The sequence below is a fragment of the Candidatus Bathyarchaeota archaeon genome (assembly GCA_025059045.1).
Lineage (GTDB): Archaea > Thermoproteota > Bathyarchaeia > Bathyarchaeales > DTEX01 > JANXEA01.
This window is the reverse complement of sequence record JANXEA010000013.1, coordinates 72447-88341: the sequence shown is the minus strand read 5'-3', so window position 1 is coordinate 88341 and position 15895 is coordinate 72447. Positions and strand designations below refer to the sequence as shown.

The 15895-nt window shown below is 44.3% G+C and carries 22 protein-coding genes; 6 read left to right on the top strand and 16 right to left on the bottom strand.

The features are described from left to right. Positions 1–73: 73 nt before the first annotated feature. The 12 genes from NZ952_04970 to psmA form a co-directional block, all read right to left on the bottom strand. Positions 74–229: a 50S ribosomal protein L39e gene (locus NZ952_04970; GenBank protein ID MCS7120538.1), complete on the bottom strand. Its 156-nt coding sequence runs from the start codon at positions 227–229 to the stop codon at positions 74–76. 1 nt (position 230) lies between these two features. Further along, complete coding sequence (locus tag NZ952_04965; GenBank protein MCS7120537.1) at positions 231–563, bottom strand: DNA-binding protein; 333 nt, start codon at positions 561–563, stop codon at positions 231–233. A 15-nt stretch (positions 564–578) separates the two neighbouring features. After that, positions 579–1034 (bottom strand): 30S ribosomal protein S19e, encoded by a 456-nt coding sequence (locus tag NZ952_04960; protein MCS7120536.1) that lies wholly within the window; start codon positions 1032–1034, stop codon positions 579–581. 120 nt (positions 1035–1154) lie between these two features. After that, positions 1155–1475 (bottom strand): ribonuclease P, encoded by a 321-nt coding sequence (locus tag NZ952_04955; GenBank protein ID MCS7120535.1) that lies wholly within the window; start codon positions 1473–1475, stop codon positions 1155–1157. Positions 1476–1604: 129 nt separating this feature from the next. After that, positions 1605–1895, bottom strand: coding sequence for a KEOPS complex subunit Pcc1 (locus tag NZ952_04950; GenBank protein MCS7120534.1), 291 nt, complete (start codon positions 1893–1895; stop codon positions 1605–1607). After that, positions 1892–2329, bottom strand: a complete 438-nt coding sequence (locus tag NZ952_04945) for a hypothetical protein (GenBank protein ID MCS7120533.1) — start codon at positions 2327–2329, stop codon at positions 1892–1894. The genes NZ952_04950 and NZ952_04945 overlap by 4 nt, the downstream gene beginning before the upstream one ends. A gap of 160 nt (positions 2330–2489) precedes the next feature. Then, positions 2490–2756 carry a 50S ribosomal protein L37ae gene (locus NZ952_04940; protein ID MCS7120532.1) on the bottom strand — a complete coding sequence of 89 codons (267 nt, stop codon included), beginning with the start codon at positions 2754–2756 and terminating at the stop codon, positions 2490–2492. Next, positions 2757–3554 (bottom strand): exosome complex protein Rrp42, encoded by a 798-nt coding sequence (gene rrp42, locus NZ952_04935; protein MCS7120531.1) that lies wholly within the window; start codon positions 3552–3554, stop codon positions 2757–2759. Next, positions 3551–4297: an exosome complex exonuclease Rrp41 gene (gene rrp41 / locus NZ952_04930; protein MCS7120530.1), complete on the bottom strand. Its 747-nt coding sequence runs from the start codon at positions 4295–4297 to the stop codon at positions 3551–3553. Before rrp41 ends, rrp42 begins: the two co-directional genes overlap by 4 nt. Then, positions 4294–4992, bottom strand: a complete 699-nt coding sequence (rrp4, locus tag NZ952_04925; GenBank protein ID MCS7120529.1) for an exosome complex RNA-binding protein Rrp4 — start codon at positions 4990–4992, stop codon at positions 4294–4296. The genes rrp41 and rrp4 overlap by 4 nt, the downstream gene beginning before the upstream one ends. A gap of 14 nt (positions 4993–5006) precedes the next feature. After that, a complete protein-coding gene (locus NZ952_04920) occupies positions 5007–5696 on the bottom strand; it encodes a ribosome assembly factor SBDS (protein ID MCS7120528.1) in 690 nt (229 codons plus the stop codon). Further along, on the bottom strand, positions 5696–6430 hold the full coding sequence (gene psmA / locus NZ952_04915) for an archaeal proteasome endopeptidase complex subunit alpha (GenBank protein MCS7120527.1): 735 nt from the start codon (positions 6428–6430) through the stop codon (positions 5696–5698). The genes NZ952_04920 and psmA overlap by 1 nt, the downstream gene beginning before the upstream one ends. A 381-nt stretch (positions 6431–6811) precedes the next feature. On the opposite strand from psmA, the gene NZ952_04910 reads away from it, so the two are divergent. The 4 genes from NZ952_04910 (at position 6812) to NZ952_04895 (ending at position 8028) form a co-directional block, all read left to right on the top strand. Beyond that, positions 6812–7033: a NifU family protein gene (locus NZ952_04910; protein ID MCS7120526.1), complete on the top strand. Its 222-nt coding sequence runs from the start codon at positions 6812–6814 to the stop codon at positions 7031–7033. Positions 7034–7173: 140 nt separating this feature from the next. After that, positions 7174–7554: a 50S ribosomal protein L7Ae gene (gene rpl7ae, locus NZ952_04905; protein MCS7120525.1), complete on the top strand. Its 381-nt coding sequence runs from the start codon at positions 7174–7176 to the stop codon at positions 7552–7554. Further along, positions 7554–7772, top strand: coding sequence for a 30S ribosomal protein S28e (locus NZ952_04900; GenBank protein ID MCS7120524.1), 219 nt, complete (start codon positions 7554–7556; stop codon positions 7770–7772). The genes rpl7ae and NZ952_04900 overlap by 1 nt, the downstream gene beginning before the upstream one ends. Before the next feature lie 49 nt (positions 7773–7821). Further along, entirely contained in the window at positions 7822–8028 is a 207-nt protein-coding gene (locus tag NZ952_04895; GenBank protein ID MCS7120523.1) for a 50S ribosomal protein L24e, read from the top strand. Between the two features lie 438 nt (positions 8029–8466). Here the strand turns inward: NZ952_04895 and pheT are convergent, their stop codons facing one another. The 3 genes from pheT to fen form a co-directional block, all read right to left on the bottom strand. Further along, positions 8467–10173 carry a phenylalanine--tRNA ligase subunit beta gene (pheT, locus tag NZ952_04890; GenBank protein MCS7120522.1) on the bottom strand — a complete coding sequence of 569 codons (1707 nt, stop codon included), beginning with the start codon at positions 10171–10173 and terminating at the stop codon, positions 8467–8469. Further along, positions 10174–11682: a phenylalanine--tRNA ligase subunit alpha gene (locus NZ952_04885; protein ID MCS7120521.1), complete on the bottom strand. Its 1509-nt coding sequence runs from the start codon at positions 11680–11682 to the stop codon at positions 10174–10176. Positions 11683–11800: 118 nt separating this feature from the next. Then, the gene (fen, locus tag NZ952_04880) at positions 11801–12835 is read right to left on the bottom strand and encodes a flap endonuclease-1 (GenBank protein ID MCS7120520.1); all 1035 of its coding nucleotides are present in this window, start codon (positions 12833–12835) and stop codon (positions 11801–11803) included. A 171-nt stretch (positions 12836–13006) separates the two neighbouring features. Between fen and NZ952_04875 the strand changes: the two genes are divergently transcribed. Together NZ952_04875 and NZ952_04870 are read left to right on the top strand one after the other, a co-directional pair. After that, the gene (locus NZ952_04875; protein ID MCS7120519.1) at positions 13007–13897 is read left to right on the top strand and encodes a zinc ribbon domain-containing protein; all 891 of its coding nucleotides are present in this window, start codon (positions 13007–13009) and stop codon (positions 13895–13897) included. A 39-nt stretch (positions 13898–13936) separates the two neighbouring features. Then, positions 13937–15694 (top strand): ATP-dependent DNA ligase, encoded by a 1758-nt coding sequence (locus NZ952_04870; protein MCS7120518.1) that lies wholly within the window; start codon positions 13937–13939, stop codon positions 15692–15694. A 23-nt stretch (positions 15695–15717) separates the two neighbouring features. Here NZ952_04870 and NZ952_04865 read toward each other — a convergent pair whose 3' ends face one another. Continuing rightward, on the bottom strand, positions 15718–15864 hold the full coding sequence (locus tag NZ952_04865; protein ID MCS7120517.1) for a hypothetical protein: 147 nt from the start codon (positions 15862–15864) through the stop codon (positions 15718–15720). Positions 15865–15895: the final 31 nt, after the last annotated feature.

Genomic DNA, 15895 nt, shown 5'->3' with positions numbered 1-15895 from the left:
TTTGGACTCTTGTTCCGAGACGACTTTTCCCTTCTCTTCAGTTTCATCCTTGCTCATGGTTAGTGACGCACCATTACGGCTTTATTTTTGTTCTTCGCCAGTGTCTCCTCTTAGGACTCAGCCTTACCTTACCATGAGTCCTAACCATAACCCAGGCTGGAACAGCTCTGCTGAGTCTACTAGCTCTAATCAACCTCTTCTTCTTCGCTTTAGGCTTATGTCTAGCCATATCAAGCTCTCCTAATTCTTATCTCCCTCTTATCACTCTGCAACCTGAAAAGGATCTCTTTCAACTGTTCATCATTAATAGGCAGATTGATTCTTCCCTGTTGTGCAATTTGAATCAACTGTAATTCAACCTGCGTGGCAAATTCCGGTTTAATCATCTTTAGATTTGTCAGCCTTTGCCTTGCCTCGGGGGTAAGTATTTTTCTGAGTAATGCTTGCTTCTGCATCTCGAGCCGCCTCTCAGATTCTGCTTGCTGCTGCTCTTCAACAAGCCTTTGCTGTATCTCCATCAGCCTCTTCCTACGCAGTGACTCAAGCTCCTCATCTTCGCCCAAAAAAAGTTACCCCCGCTAGTACTTTTTGAGCTCTGGTATACGTTTCTCCAACTCTTTCTTGAGATCTGTTGAGATTAGATCGAGTAGCCTTCTCCCCTCAGGGGTTATAACCCGTCCTTTTCTCTCCTCTGTTCTTACGAGCCCGGCTTTTTCCAGTTGTTTAAGAGCATTACGCACTATTGCCCCGCTTCCTTTACGAGTATGCTCAGGCTTAGTTCCCCTATCTTTCCTGCCTCCATACTCTTGGCGGAGATGATCAACGCCAATTGGACCCTTCATGTAAAGCTTACGTAGGATAGATGCGCACCTAATGTACCACCAGTCAGGGTTTTCAGGAGGCCTTTCGGCGAATACACCAGTCTTGACGAATGGAGCCCACTCAGGAGGCCTTATACTCTCTACATTATTCTTTAGGTGGGCGGCGAGCCGTTCGATTAGCATATGAGCGGGCACGTCATAGGGGGTTGGCAATATCATTCCTTCCGTCTTTGCGGCATCTTTTGTCTTATTCTGCAGAGTCTTATAAATACTTTTTAGTTTCTCATAGAGATTGCCCCTGAATCATTCTTGATGAACAAACTTTTAGATTAGTCAACTCCTTCTATTATAGGATCTTCTTAGCGGCACTCTTCTTTTTGCATCACAATGCTTACATGTGATTACTACGTGTGGTTCTCTCCGAGGTTGTATTCGTATTCGTGAACCAACCCCTGGAACCAAAAAACGTTTGCAGCGTTTACAAAAAAAGATTCTGTACTCTTTTGGAATTCTAACACGTGAACGCATCGCTATCTTTCTAGCAATTTCAACATATCTGTCCGCAAGTTCCGGTCTGTCATTCGCCGCCTCTCTCGCGAGATGGAATAGGGTAGCTATCCTTTCTAACGCTATTTTTTTAATGTTTGCGCTCATTTTCACCATCTTAAGCCAAGCATGAACAGTCTTCTAAAGAATTTGGCGAGAACCTTTAACTGTCTAAACAATAATGCCTAGTGTTTATGGAGATCACATATAAGGTTTTCATGACTTTTGTAGGATAATTTATTTCTCTGCTTTGTCACATTCATCATTCTCTATGCCTAAGTATATGAAATTCTGCAGATTTCTCAAAAGATACATCCAACATAGGAATGAGTTTATAGAGGCTCTCAGCGCCGGCACATCCTTCGATTCAAAATATAATGTTACTTTTCTACCTCTCCGCCTAATCTGAACCTTTGAACGTTCAGATGGCAAGCTTCTTTCTTCAGGTCTCAACGACTTCTCAGCTACTATTGCATCCTCTTTTGAGGGAAAATAAATCTGGATTAACGCTTCAGCTTTCTTGGTCAAGTTTTCCACTCAACCCTTAAGATGGTTAGACGTGGCCCTATCTCAATATTGCCCGGATAGGAATAAAAGGAAAGTTTCAAGAGATGCTCCGACTGAGATGATAAGGAAATATATGTGTGATCCTTTTTCATTGCAATTTGACTCATGAGCGGCAAATCGAGAAAATCCGACAAGAACCTTTTAAGTCTTTCCTCGTCTTGATCTTGGAATTTTTTATCTTCTATGCAAGCAGCCCTGTACAGTTCTTTTGAGATTTTTGTTCTAAATTCCCTCATCAGCTTAAATCCCTTTATATGCAAAATTAGAATTGTTGCGGCTTCTTTTTCTACCCTAATAAATCTAATCTTAGCGCATCCGTTCTGACCTCGGTCGATGATTAACGCTTTGCCTTCGCCTACGGTAAGGGCTTTTTCAGCAACCTCTCTAATGCTCATTTTCCCCCTGTTAACCCTCACCGTGTTAGGTATTAAAAGACTCATGTCTTTACAGAGTGACCTTATTCTTCGAGTAGGTCTTCGCGAGGTTGTAATTAGAATCATCTCTGAGGATAGGTTGCGCTGTTTAAACCCTCATGTATTGTTTACATTTCCATTCTTATTTCGTTCTTGAGACTCTATCTGCAGTTACACCAAGTTTTGTAAATGGTGTGTAGGCGCCTCCGGTAAACCTTGATCCACATTTCTCGCATATCCAGATCCCAACACTTTCTCTTTTGACGTTCTCAGTGTTACATTGCGGACAGGTATAGCGGTCTCTCGACTTTGTTACGACTTCGATATACCTTTTCCTTGTTGTTGCACCATATCTTACGCCGAAGCCGCCTACAGGCCCCATCTTCTTCAATCTTTTTTTCTTACCCATCTAGTCCTTCACCACCATTCTTCTTAGATATTCCGCTTTCTCTCTCCCCGTTATAGCCGCTTCAATAACCTGTTGCGGAGTAAGCATGCCAGAGCCCCCCTTCTGTACGGCACATATTTTCCCGTCTTTGTCGAAGCTGAGAGTTATTCTGGCATCCATAACTTCCTCTTCATCCAGCCAGGGGTCTACTACGAGTTTGCCGCTTATGTCGGCAAAAGTTACTGCTATTGGGTAATTTTGGATTGGCAGCGGATCGTAACCCGGTTTTTTCACGACATCTCCATCCCTTACTTCGTATTTGTAGATCTTAGAATCTATTAATGCGGCTAGCGAAGCTAATGCTGAGGCGTCGATGAGATTGCCATCGTGATTTAGGACGTATATGTCAATAAAAACCACAAATACTTTCTTGCCTTGAATAATGCAGAGTTTCATTAGATCGATCGCCTTTGATTCTCTGATCCCTCGATCTACAATCCTTGCAAGTTCGACGGATTCTTCACTCGGCGGACCCGCTTCAAATTCGGGGGAAGCCAATGGAACAAATTCTGAATTAACTGTTAATACACCTTCATAAGGACGATCCGGGAATGGTTCGCCCAGGCCAATCTTAACCCCGACCATAACTTCCGTCTTGCCTAATCGCACCCTAGCCGAGCCTTCCGCCTTTTCAATTATTCCCGTCTCAATGGTGATCGGCCGATATTCGGTTAGCCCCCGGCCGTCCAGCCTCTTACCCGCTGAAATCTGCTGTGCAATCTGTTTTTGCCTCAATTTGGAGATCATTATCGAGTTCATTCTTCTACTTCCTCTGCGACCTCCTCTTTTATGGCGAGGTATTTGGCTTTTAGAGCCTCCTTTTGGAGGCGGTATATCTCCCTACATCCATTTAATGCTAGCTCAATTGCTTGTTTAAACTCTTCAATAGTTAATAAGCCGTCCATCTGTAAGAGTACAATCGCATTGAAGTTTGGCATATAGGCTATTGGCACGTCAGCTTCTCCCTCCTTGTCTTCTGCGTCGTTCAAGTCTAGGATCAGATGTCCATCGGCTTTTCCAGCCGCGCATGCCACAACAAGATCCCTCATTGGTATGCCAGCATCCGCCAAAGCGAGCGAGGCTACGGTTATCCCAGCGCATCTTGTCCCTCCATCCGCCTGTAACACCTCTATGAATAGGTCGATAGATGTTCCGGGGAATTTTTCTAGGAAGATGGCTGGTTCAAGCGCCTCTCTGATTGCCTTAGAAAGTTCAACCTCCCTCCTGGATGGCGCTGGCGACTTTCGTTCTTCTACAGAGAATGGGGCCATATGATATCTGCATCTTAGTATTGCTCTGTCTGGCAGGGCGAGGTGTCTGGGATGAACCTCTCTTGGACCGTATACAGCGGCGAGAATCTTGTTCTTGCCCTGCTCTATATAGGCGGAGCCATCCGCGTTACTTAGTACGCCTACTTCTAATTTTAAAGGTCTTAACTCATTCAGTTTTCTTCCATCTATCCTTATTCCATTCTCATCAACGAGTTTTACACGGTTGCTCATTCTATTTTCTGACCTCTTTCTTTTCTAATCATCTCAGTTACGCGGTCCGTTAATCCCGAGGTGTGAGCCTCTTGCTCGATCTTCCTTATCGCTAAAATCGCGATCCTCTCATTTTCCGGATCTTTGCCAGATATATGGATTAAACCATTCTGTCCGACTGTTATGTTGCATTCGGTCTCCCTCTTCAGCATGGTAATCATGGAACCCTTCCTTCCAATAATCCTAGGAATCTTTGCAGGTGATACTTTTACAATTTGGCCATGTGTAATTTTCCCCAGTTCGGGTTCACGTATAGTTAGGCTCGGATTCCGCGTCCTGTCAAAGGCGATAATTTTAGCGAAAACCAAATCACCCACGTCTAGAAACTCGGATAACTCATCTTTCTGTGGCCGAAACTGTTTCTTAAGAGCTTCAGAAGCTTTCAGTATTGCGAGATAGGGCGAGTTTATGTCTAAAGTCCATCCATGCATGTTTATGTCAACTATTTTTCCAATAACAAGATCGCCGACGGATGGAATATAAAAATTATTCAACGCAACAACCTGTATGCTTTTTCCTTTGCATTCAGCTAGTCCAAGCCTGCTGGCATATATCTTGGATCCGTACTTGTAGGTGTTATGGCCCGATAGAAAATCTCCTTCCGCCAACAAATCCCCAGGGGTTACAATCTGTCTTTCGCCGAAAAAAATTGACAAACCTAAACCACCTTCTACTTTAGAATTTTTACCTCAAGGGTTCCTTTAGAAATTTCTCCGATCTTCTCGAGAAATGGTCCATAAAATCCTGCAGCCATCTCCACCGTCGCCGACCACGACCCATCACTCAACCATGATTCGCTTTTGACTGTGCCGAAAGATTTAACAGCGCCGTAAGCTCTGCCTGCATATTGCGCGGGTATCTTTACGGAAATTGTTATTTTTTCGACGCTTAGAGGTAGAATTGATCGGAGAAGCTTGATCGCCTCATTAGCTTGCTCTTCAACGCTCTTAAATGGATCTACAGAGAAATGTATCTGCTCCAAGGCCTGCTCTATTCTTGTGGGTGGATGGGGAAGCTTTGTCTTCGGATCAACAGCATTTCTGGAAATGAAGGCGATTATTTGTTTTTTAACATCCTCGATCATTCGGCGTCTCTGCTCGGAGGTAAGTAGGAGAGTACCTTTCCGGAGTATTGTCTGCGCAATTTTCTGAATATCTAATGTTCCAAAAGCATGCTTAAGATCCTCATCTGAGACGCGTAGACCCTTATTTGCGTCACTATATACAGTATCAGTCACAAGTATATCGGATAGGGAGACAGGCTTTCCCTCTCTATAAGATAGGGCTGGTTCTGGCTTAACCAAAAGTTCAAAAGTTTTTCCATCTATATTTATTCTGGCAACCGTGTAATTCTTACTCATCACGTTCCACTGCCTAAGAATTCTTTAAGGTACTTCTGAACCTCCTCATCAGATAAGAGTCTGAACTTCCTTGTTTTAGCGGGGACAACGGCAATCTTAACCCTTGGCTGCTCTTCCCTCGACTGGATAGACTTCGCGAGGCACTTTACGGCCAATCTTATTGCTTCTTCAAGGGTTAAGTCATCTCGGTACTCCTCTTTAAGAATATTCTCGCATGTTTCCCTTCCGACCCCTATAGCAACTGCCTTATATGCTCTGTATGAACCGCTTGGATCTGTTGTGAAAAGTCTCGGTCCAACTTTATCTACACCTGCAAAGATTATGGAGACTCCGAAAGGTCTAACCCCTGCATGTTGCGTGTAGAGTTGCATTATATCCCCTATTCTCTTTGTAACTATCTCTACATCGATGGCTTCGTCATAAAGCAGTCTGTTGCTTTGAGAATACACTCTTGACTCGTCGATCAATATACGCGCGTCAGAACTTATGCCAACAACAGCGGCTCCGAGATGCTCATCAACCTCATATATTTTCTGACTGAAATTAGGATCCTGCAATTTTGACTCAATCTTTTCCTCCGCTCCGATGACTACACCCTCGGAGGATACAATACCGATTATTGTTGGGCCGCGATAGACCGTCTCAAGCGCATATTCCACCTGAAACAGTCGGCCGTCTGGTGAGAATACGGTTATTGCACGATCATACGCTCCGGGAACTGCGAATACGGACATCCACATCACCTCTCCATCAAACCAGTATAGGATATCTTCGGACCCACTTATTTATCTTGAGAAGATACCTATGGAAACTAAAAAACATTATCCTCGTTGGGGGGGGGAAGATTGTTGATTAAGCCTTAGTTGCCAACCCGGATGAGCGAATGTGCAAGGAAAAAAAATGGTTAGGACGAAGGTTTCGTCAAATTAGAAAATCATCCAAAAGCATCCTTCATACGTGAGGAAATCCTCGTGTAATCGAGGCAATTTTTCCGGATTTCTCAGAGGATGGGACGCATTCTGTTCGATTATCAAGACCAGATAACCTGCACGTAATATTTGGAAACACTTATATTTTCATGTTGACGGTTATTGGGTAGGGTTAGGTGCGCAATATTGAAGAAGGAAGTTGAGAAAGCCATAAGTGAGATACAGTACAGGCTTAGGGCTGATGGCGGGGATATTGAACTGATCGATGTGGACGACGATGGGACAGTGAAGGTTAGACTTAAGGGTGCGTGTGTTGGTTGTCCGATGTCGCAGTTGACCATCCAATACGGTGTAGAGAGATATTTGAAGGCAAGAGTACCGGAGGTTAAAAGGGTAGTAACAGTTTAGATCCATGACAACACCGTCCCCATAGTCTTTAGAGCGACCGTTAAAAATCATTAAACCGCAACATATATAGGGAGATCCCATAATAGTTAGGAGCCTGGTTGCAAACTGAAACGTATGTTGATGAGGTTTCGGTGGTCTGGATGTCGAAGCCGTTCTATGTTAAGTTTCAAGTTCCAAATGAAGTTGCGAACGCGGCTTATGAAGCTTTGCAAATAGCCTCTAAGACGGGAAATGTACGTAAGGGAACTAACGAAACCACTAAGGCTATTGAACGTGGTTTGGCGAAGCTTGTTGTGATCGCCGAGGATGTTGATCCACCAGAAGTGGTTGCTCATCTGCCGATCCTATGCGATGAAAGGAAGATACCTTACGTTTTTGTTCCAAGCAAGGCTAAATTAGGCGCCTCCGTGGGTATTGAGGTGAATTCTGCTTCTGCCTCAATAATAGATCCTGGCGAAGCTGGAGACTTGATTAAAGAAATAATCGCAAGGGTTGCGAAGATTAGGGAAGGATCAGGCTGATGAGCCGAAAAGAAGAAGAGGAAGTACCGACACCTGCGCAGGTCATTCAGATTATTGGAAGAACAGGGGTTGCGGGTGAAGTGACGGTTGTTCGTGTTCGAATACTCGATGGTCCGGAGAAGGGACGAATATTAACAAGGAATGTTAAAGGTCCTGTAAGGCTGGACGATATACTCATGCTGCGAGAGACTGAAAGAGAAGCTAGAAAAATTAAATGAAGGGAGTGAGCCTCATTCGGTTTGTTGAAAATAGCGGCCGGTGTTACTAATGCCAAAGTCGCGAAGTTGTAGTTTTTGCGGTCATGAATTTCATCCAGGAACTGGGATAATGTATGTTAATAATGATGGAACTGTACAATGGTTCTGTTCCAGTAAATGTCGGAAGAATGCCATCAAATTGAAGCGGGATCCCCGCAAACTAAAGTGGACAGATTATTATATGAAGGAAGAAAGAGCTAAGCCAAGTTTGACGTAAGGTGTAATCTCTCTTCGCCGAAATTTTTCCTCCACTGCGTAATGGATTAAAATATGTTCCATTATCTAAAATGAACTCTCAGCATACATCATCTTCGTTCTTCCAGATATTCATATCTGCGTAGAATTTTATCGTGGGTGTCAATGTGTTCCGCGTTACTAACACCCAGTTTCACTGCAGAGCGGGCGCGCTCTTCTCAACTGGGCTCTCTCTGACGCGGAGTTTTGACACCCACGCCCGCCTTGTTCCGCCCCTGGGTACGCCCTCCCCCATAGATGGATAAGGTTTCCATCTCGGTCGAGTCCGTTTAGGCGGACCTCATAGATGAGGGTCGGCGGGATTATTGGCTCATCTCATAACCATTTGAAAGTGATTGCGCAGGGGAAAATAAATTTTTCCTAAATTAAAATTTGAAGAGAACTGGAGATTTAATTTAATCTATGTGCCTCTGCCAGAGGTTTTGAGGTGCTTTCTTAGTTTGTCAATGTTAATCTCGAATGCGGCTGAAGGATTTTCAAGATTCCAATTCCAGAGAACTTGTGGATGTATCTCTCCTATTATGCCGGCTTCCTCATCACCGACCATTATTCTCCCCGTCCTTCCCTGTATGAAGCTGCCGTGATCGCATTCTAAAATCTCATAGGCGATTCCTAGGTTCGAAAGGAATGCGTCTAGTATCGATTTCGCCTCTGTGAAATTGGCTTCGGAGTGAATGATCACCGCGGCGAGATCGTTGAATTCACGGACTTTATTCTCTTCTTTTGGGTCAGGGATAACGCATGGACCCACCTCAAAGATTCTTTGCGGGTATTCCACATGAAGGTTATGGCTTAAGAATTCCATAAGGCAAGGAAGCAACCAGCTCCTAAGGCAAGTCATAGAAGTGAGTTTTGGGTTTGCAATTTCAACTACTTTTTCCGGCTCTACATTCATCTTCGCGAATAGAATTTCTTGGCTAGTCAGGGAGTATGTGAGTACTTCTTGGAACCCTAAGCCGATCATGAGTTCCCGCGTAATATCTGCTAATCGCGTCTTTTCAGATAGCCCTCCAACGGTTGAGAGTTGAGGCCATCTTGGCTGAATCTTGTTGTAATCATGAGCTATCGCGATGTCCTCAACTATATCGATTGGATGTAAAACGTCCACACGATAACAAGGCACCTCTACGGATATGTGGGACTCCGATATCTCAGTTACCCCGTATCTAAACATCTCTAAATATTCTATGACTTGAGATAGGTTAATGTCTAATCCAAGTATCTTTTGCACGTATCTAATCTCTATTTTATGCTTCTCGGTCTCTATGCGCGGGGTTACTTCAACGCCCATATTCTCACAGGGGTAGTGAACTTTCACTGTGTAGATTTCTCCTCCACGGTCAGCTAGGGCGAAAGTTACATTTCTCAGGGTATCCTGCACCGTTTTATGGGATGTCCCGGTGACTTCGACCAGAACATTGACGGTTTCTTCTGTGATTCTTCCCAAGTCATTCGAGTTTATGATTGGTGGAAAAGAAAGGACTTTTTTCTTAGAGTCCATGAATATGGGCCAAACTGGATGCGGCCTGACTAGGTGGGCATACTTCAACCCTTTAGGATGAAGTTCTAATATCTCCTTTAGTGATAGTTCGTTATCAAAATCTAATGGGATAAAGCGGATCTCTTCCGGTTCGGCTACTTTATAATCTAGAGGCGGATTTATCAGGTCGAAGTTGTATAGTCCAATCGATGTTTTCCGCCTATCTCTCCCATAAGTTTGATCGAGTTTATCTTGGAAATGCATCAGTTGTCTAATGGCGGCGCCAGTCAGCTTGACATTCTTGACGACTGAACAAGCGATATAAGGTCTGATATTGCTTAGTCTTCTGTCAACGAATACATCGACACCTGAGTTGCCTTTGATCTCATATTTCTTTAATCCTTTCTCCAATCCCATGATTCCTCTTAATGCTCTTGCAAGTCCTTCTGCGCCCCATAGGTCTGCACGGTTACTATCCTTGAATTCTATGTGGATTTCTTCATCATCGACGTGTTTTACTTCGCCTTTTACGTATAGCAGAATCTCGTTTAAGGCGCCATCTTCTCTTGGCAGCGGTGTGCCTATTAGAGATTCCAAGTCTTCTCTTATGTATTCCACCGTCGGCATCTAAACCACCCTCATTTCCCTTAGCCAATCAAGCTTATGAGTGAAAAGATAGCGAATGTCGTCGACTCCTGCCTTCATCATGAATAGCCTGTCAACCCCTAGACCCCATGCAAGGACAGGAACCTCTACTCCAAGGGGTAAAGTGACTTCTGGACGGAAAATACCTGATCCGCCGAACTCCATCCAGCCATACCCTTCCTTATAGGCTATAAGTTCAACACTTGGTTCAGTAAATGGGAAGTAATCGGGTCTGTACTTCACTTTATCGGCGCCTGCAACATCCTTAGCGAATTTTTCCAGTATCCCTAAAAGATCTCGGAGGGTTAATCCTTCTCCGACAACTATACCCTCCACTTGATTGAACTCTGTCAAATGCGTCCTGTCAATGACGTCGGGTCGGTAGCAGCGAGCTATTGCAAAGTATTTTCCAGGAATCTCTAGATCTTCGCTCATTAATGTCCGAGCGCTTAATGATGTCGTCTGGCTGCGAAGCATTAGGCGCGCAGCCTCTGATGCTGAAAATGGGTAATTCCATCCCTTAGACCCTGTTTTCCATCCTCCTTCATGCGTCTCTCTTACATTTTCAAGGAAACGTCTGTACCTGCTGAGATCACCGTATTCCGGATCCTTTATGAAATACATGTCGTGAACTTCCCTTGCCGGATGATCCTGCGGCATGTAGAGTGCATCGCAATTGAAGAAGCTCATCTCCACAATTGGCCCCGTCATCTCTTTGAAGCCTAGGGCAACCAACTTTTCCTTCAATTCGTCCAAGAATCTCAGGTAGGGATGTTTCTTTCCCGGCCATGTGCGAGCCACGGGCGCTCTAATGTCATATTCCTTCAATGCTAATTCACGCCATTTTCCAGAAACTATTATTTCCGGCGTGAGTTGACTGACCTCCCTCAGAACTTCGATTCCACGTTCAATCTCTTCCAAACCTTTCTTAGTCAACTCTAGGTCTATAAGTTTCTCAACGCGTACGATGACGAGGTTCCTTCTTTTTAGAACCTTGAGGGCCTCTTGAAGTTGAGGGTCAAGGTCCTCAATATTAATTGTTCCTCTCTTGTTTAGGAGCGAAAGAAGTTTTTCGTCTTCTCCCTCAGCTGGCTCCCCTATGAGCTGGATCTTACCTCCCTGCGGCTCCGCCTTCACCCATCCCTTACGAATGGCCCACCCCAAAGAAATGACATGCATCTCCTTTCTTAAATTGGCTTGTCGTAGAACATCTTCAATATACGCCTCGCCGCCGAGACTTTGAAGAGATTCGATCAAGAGTCTCTCCGGGAGCTTACTCTCCGCGTATGATCTTCCCTCATCGGTCAGTTTTGCTATTGAACTTTGTTTCTCACTTATTTTAATCAAATTTTTGAGCTCGAGGGACATTGCTGCACGCATAGCTGCTGCATGTGTTAGTTTGCTGATTTTCACAACATCGTTCAGGAGGAGACGGCCTCCAGCTTCCTTTAGTAACTTGAGGATCAATGCTTCGTTTTCTCGGATCTTCATACAGGATTCACCGTGTTTACTTTCCCCCCATCTTGTTTTCTCAGGTTTGGCGGAAAATATTGCTTCTCGAACAATTAATAAATCTTGTATTTATACACCACCTTTTTACATGAAATGATTAGTTGAACCATGATTCCAGCGTTTTCTTAGCCTTAGATTCACTCATGCCTTCAATGGCTTTTTCTAGGGCTTTTCGAACTCGATCCTCAGAAAAGTCCCTTTCTCCACAGAGAAATTTTACAGTTTCCTCAACATCAGGCTCTTTCCATTCAATCCTGTATGTGTCGGTTACTTGTGGATGTAGGAAAATTTCTCGTATTGATGCGGGGTTCACGGGAAATTCTAAATCCTTCAAGACGGCGAGAGCGTTCTCAAGAGACCCGTAATTCTTAATAAGTTTTAGTGCTGTTTTTGGTCCCATGCCTTTCACGCCGTCCGGATTAAAATCCGTGCCGATCAGTATTCCTATGTCGATTAGTTGCTCTCTTGTGATGCCGTTTTCTTTTAGAACCTTTTCAAGTTCGACAACTTCAGGTACAACCTCGACGTAAACATTCTTCCTCGGCAGCTTCCTCCTGCCGGAAATCGTTAAATTTCTGAGGAGACGGGGGGCCCCGAATAGTAGGCTGTCGAAATCTTGGCTTCCGCAGTAGTCTGCGTCCCCTTTTTTTACTAAATGTGCCGCCTGTGCTTCTCCCTCGGAGGGAGCCTGGATCCAAGGGACCCCCATGTATGTTAGGAGACGTTTTGAGTCGTCGGCCATATAATCCTTCAGACGGGAGGTCATCTGGGCGTACATTCTCGCCTCCTCTATCCTGCCTTCGTTTAATGCCTTCTCGTACTTGAGCTGGGCTTCTTCCTTAATCTTTGATCTTCTTTTTATTTCTGCTTCTTTGAGGTCTGGTGGGGTTCCATCGAATACGTAAATCACTTTGATTCCTAACTCCAGTAGGTTACATGTTCTGTAGAACAAGCCACTGAGATGACTTGTTATTCTTCCGCTCCTGTCCTTAAGGGGAGTGCCGTCGGGCTGCCTAATTATCGCAAGGAATTGGTAGAGAGCATTATACGCGTCTATTGAGACCCGCTTACCGCTGAGACTTCTCAGATCGACAGGGGTCTTCGGTACAAGTCCGCTTAAATCTACGCCCATGCCCGCCCGATTCCTTCGCAGTCACTATCCCTTATAATAGGAAAGTAGAATATAAAACATGAGACTTTGAGGCGATCATTGCAACGCAAAGAATAATTGCGAGGAATATAAGCTTAATTATCGATTCAGGGCTGCCAAGTAATCCTTAATGGTTAAAGGTGCGAAGATCAAGTGTTTCCTAAATCATTTGAGGATCGGTACATCATTCATGTACCCTCTGTTGGAAGGGTTATGGGTGAAGCTTTCAGGATCTATGTCTCACAGCCTGCAGTCTTCTATCTTCCTTTTTTACTAACGAATATTGCGGTTATCTGGATCGTTGGGCTCGCAAAATGTTTTCTTCCATCCTTCACTCTTACTGAGAATTTCTCTGAGGAATTTCTTATTTCATTGATAAATTATCTTTCGATAGCGGTTCCGATAGCTGGCGCATTGACAGTGGCGATATGGACTTTTTATTCTTTACCATATGGGATAGCTACTGCATGCACCCATTTTCTCATTGGAGGTCGAGAAATGAGTTTAAGAAAAAGTTTGGGCCTTTTCCTCTCGAATGTTTGGTCAGTATTAATGGTCAGTTTGGCTTATAGCTTTCTTGTGGTTGTGGGAACAATTTTTTTGATCTTTCCAGGTCTCTACGCATTTGTTCTTTTCAGCTTATCTGTTCAAGTTGCGGTTATTGAGGATGCAGGGGTAATCGTGAGTTTTCGGCGTAGCAGAAAACTGGCCAGCAACTATTGGATGAGGGTCTTTCTGATTCTAGCCCTGACCTATTTGATGTATGGTTTGGGATATCTTGTTGGAAATGCGGTTGCGGGTGAAAACGTAATTGCACGTTGGCTAATTGTAAGTGTTATTACATCCATCATGCAACCTCTTCAGCCAATCAGCATGACTTACCTGTACCACATGCTGCGTAAAAGTGAAGAGACATTAACACAGGTAGAACTTATTCAGAGCGTTCCTGTAGCCTTTAATCCCAGATTCTGCTATAAATGTGGGCAGAGACTGCCAATCGACGCAATCTACTGTCCAAATTGTGGGGTGAAGGTACGTGAGTGAAGTTGCTTCTAACCAAGTTATTAGAGGGAATCAAATTTGATGTATTCTCTGGTTGCTGAGGCATATGAAAAAATTGAAGATACAACTAAGAGGCTTGAGATGACGGATTACCTTGTAGAGTTTTTTAGAAAAACTCCGAAGACATTGATCGATAAAGTTGTTTATTTAACGCAGGGAAAACTTTACCCAGATTTTACTGGGATTGAGATAGGAGTGGCTGAGAAACTTGCTGTAAGAGCTGTTGCAAGAGCTAGTGGTAGAAAGGAAAGTGAGATTGAAGAAGACTTGAAGGTAACTGGAGATCTAGGGGAGACCGCTCAGAAGATGCTGGCAAAAAGGCTCCAGTCTACTTTTTTCACTCATCCCCTTACAGTTGAAAGGGTATATCACACCCTTGACAAGATGGCGAAGACCACAGGGGCAGGCGCCACTGATCAGAAGATAAATCTTTTGACTGGCCTACTCATGGATGCTACACCTAAAGAGGCGAAGTATCTCATAAGGACGGTGACAAGTAAGCTACGCCTCGGCATCGCAGATATGACTGTTCTCGACGCATTAGCCATCGCCTACGGTGGCGGGAAAGAGACAAGACCCCTATTCGAGAGAGCATATAATGTCTCCTCTGACCTTGGGAAGGTGGCAAAAGCCGCTGCTGAGATGGGTGTAGAGGGGCTTAAGGATTTTAAGGTTTCGATAGGATGCCCTGTCAGGCCTATGCTTGCCGAACGTTTAAGCTCGCCAAGGGAGATCTTGGAAAAACTTGGTGGAAGATGCATAGCTGAGTACAAGTATGATGGAGAAAGGATACAGGCCCACAAGGACGGGGACAAAGTCATACTTTTTTCTAGGAGACTTGAGAATATAACGGATCAGTATCCAGATGCTGTTGAATTAGTTCGGGGATGGATAATTCCTCATCAAGCCATTATTGAGGCTGAGTGTGTTGCGGTGGATCTTGACACTGGCGAGATGAAGCCGTTCCAAGAACTGATGCATAGAAGGCGGAAGTATGGTATAGAAGAAGCCGTCAAGGAATATCCGGTCTCACTTTTCGTTTTCGACGTGTTATATGCAGACGGAAAAGACTTTACTGCTGAGACCTACCAGACTAGGCACAGGGTCCTTGAACAGATAATTAAACCAAATGAGAGAATTAACATAGCGAATTATATTCTGACGGATAATCCTGAGGAGCTTGAACGCTTCTTTGAGGAGGCTATAGAAAATGGCTGCGAGGGACTTGTATGCAAGTCTATCGGCGAAGACTCTATATATCAGGCCGGGGCGAGGGGATGGTTATGGATCAAGTATAAACGAGACTATAAGAGTGAGATGATAGATACTGTAGAGTTAGTGGTGGTCGGAGCCTTTCATGGAAGGGGAAAGAGAGCGGGAACATTCGGTGCACTTTTGCTTGCTGCGTACAACCCTCAAGATGATGTTTTCGAAACGGTCTGCAAGTGTGGATCAGGGTTCACAGATGAGGACCTCCTCAAAATTCCGGAGATGATGGAGAAACATAAGATCACACATCGTCATCCAAGGGTTGAATCTAAAATTGAAGCTGACATTTGGTTCGAGCCTAAGGTTGTTCTTGAAATAATAGGTGCAGAAATCACATTAAGTCCAATCCACACATGTGCGCAAGATGTTATAAGAAGGGGAAGCGGCCTAGCCATCAGATTTCCAAGGTTTACTGGAAACTATCGAATTGATAAATCAGCTGAAGACGCGACAACAGTATCAGAGATAATTGAGATGTATAGAAGTCGATTGAGAACAGTCGAGTCTTAAAATTTTGGAACCCCCGATCAGAACTAAGCCTCCGGCGCAAGCTTAGCCCGGTTAGGCACCGTCTTTGTCGCATACCAGTTTTCCAGCCATTTAAACTGGTATGCTCGAGGCCTAACCGCATTGCGCCTAAAGTATTGAGTGGCCCATTGAGGCAAGTCTTTCTCACGCATTAACCTTCAGCCATTTCGGTTAATGCGTCCT

Excerpts from the sequence above, each read along its gene's own strand:
- NZ952_04970 (MCS7120538.1), bottom strand. The coding sequence starts at position 229 with ATGGCTAGACATAAGCCTAAAGCGAAGAAGAAGAGGTTGATTAGAGCT.
- NZ952_04955 (MCS7120535.1), bottom strand. The coding sequence starts at position 1,475 with ATGAGCGCAAACATTAAAAAAATAGCGTTAGAAAGGATAGCTACCCTA.
- NZ952_04945 (MCS7120533.1), bottom strand. The coding sequence starts at position 2,329 with ATGAGCATTAGAGAGGTTGCTGAAAAAGCCCTTACCGTAGGCGAAGGC.
- NZ952_04940 (MCS7120532.1), bottom strand. The coding sequence starts at position 2,756 with ATGGGTAAGAAAAAAAGATTGAAGAAGATGGGGCCTGTAGGCGGCTTC.
- rrp42 (MCS7120531.1), bottom strand. The coding sequence starts at position 3,554 with ATGAACTCGATAATGATCTCCAAATTGAGGCAAAAACAGATTGCACAG.
- rrp41 (MCS7120530.1), bottom strand. The coding sequence starts at position 4,297 with ATGAGCAACCGTGTAAAACTCGTTGATGAGAATGGAATAAGGATAGAT.
- NZ952_04920 (MCS7120528.1), bottom strand. The coding sequence starts at position 5,696 with ATGAGTAAGAATTACACGGTTGCCAGAATAAATATAGATGGAAAAACT.
- psmA (MCS7120527.1), bottom strand. The coding sequence starts at position 6,430 with ATGTCCGTATTCGCAGTTCCCGGAGCGTATGATCGTGCAATAACCGTA.
- rpl7ae (MCS7120525.1), top strand. The coding sequence starts at position 7,174 with ATGTCGAAGCCGTTCTATGTTAAGTTTCAAGTTCCAAATGAAGTTGCG.
- NZ952_04900 (MCS7120524.1), top strand. The coding sequence starts at position 7,554 with ATGAGCCGAAAAGAAGAAGAGGAAGTACCGACACCTGCGCAGGTCATT.
- NZ952_04895 (MCS7120523.1), top strand. The coding sequence starts at position 7,822 with ATGCCAAAGTCGCGAAGTTGTAGTTTTTGCGGTCATGAATTTCATCCA.
- pheT (MCS7120522.1), bottom strand. The coding sequence starts at position 10,173 with ATGCCGACGGTGGAATACATAAGAGAAGACTTGGAATCTCTAATAGGC.
- NZ952_04885 (MCS7120521.1), bottom strand. The coding sequence starts at position 11,682 with ATGAAGATCCGAGAAAACGAAGCATTGATCCTCAAGTTACTAAAGGAA.
- fen (MCS7120520.1), bottom strand. The coding sequence starts at position 12,835 with ATGGGCGTAGATTTAAGCGGACTTGTACCGAAGACCCCTGTCGATCTG.
- NZ952_04870 (MCS7120518.1), top strand. The coding sequence starts at position 13,937 with ATGTATTCTCTGGTTGCTGAGGCATATGAAAAAATTGAAGATACAACT.
- NZ952_04865 (MCS7120517.1), bottom strand. The coding sequence starts at position 15,864 with ATGCGTGAGAAAGACTTGCCTCAATGGGCCACTCAATACTTTAGGCGC.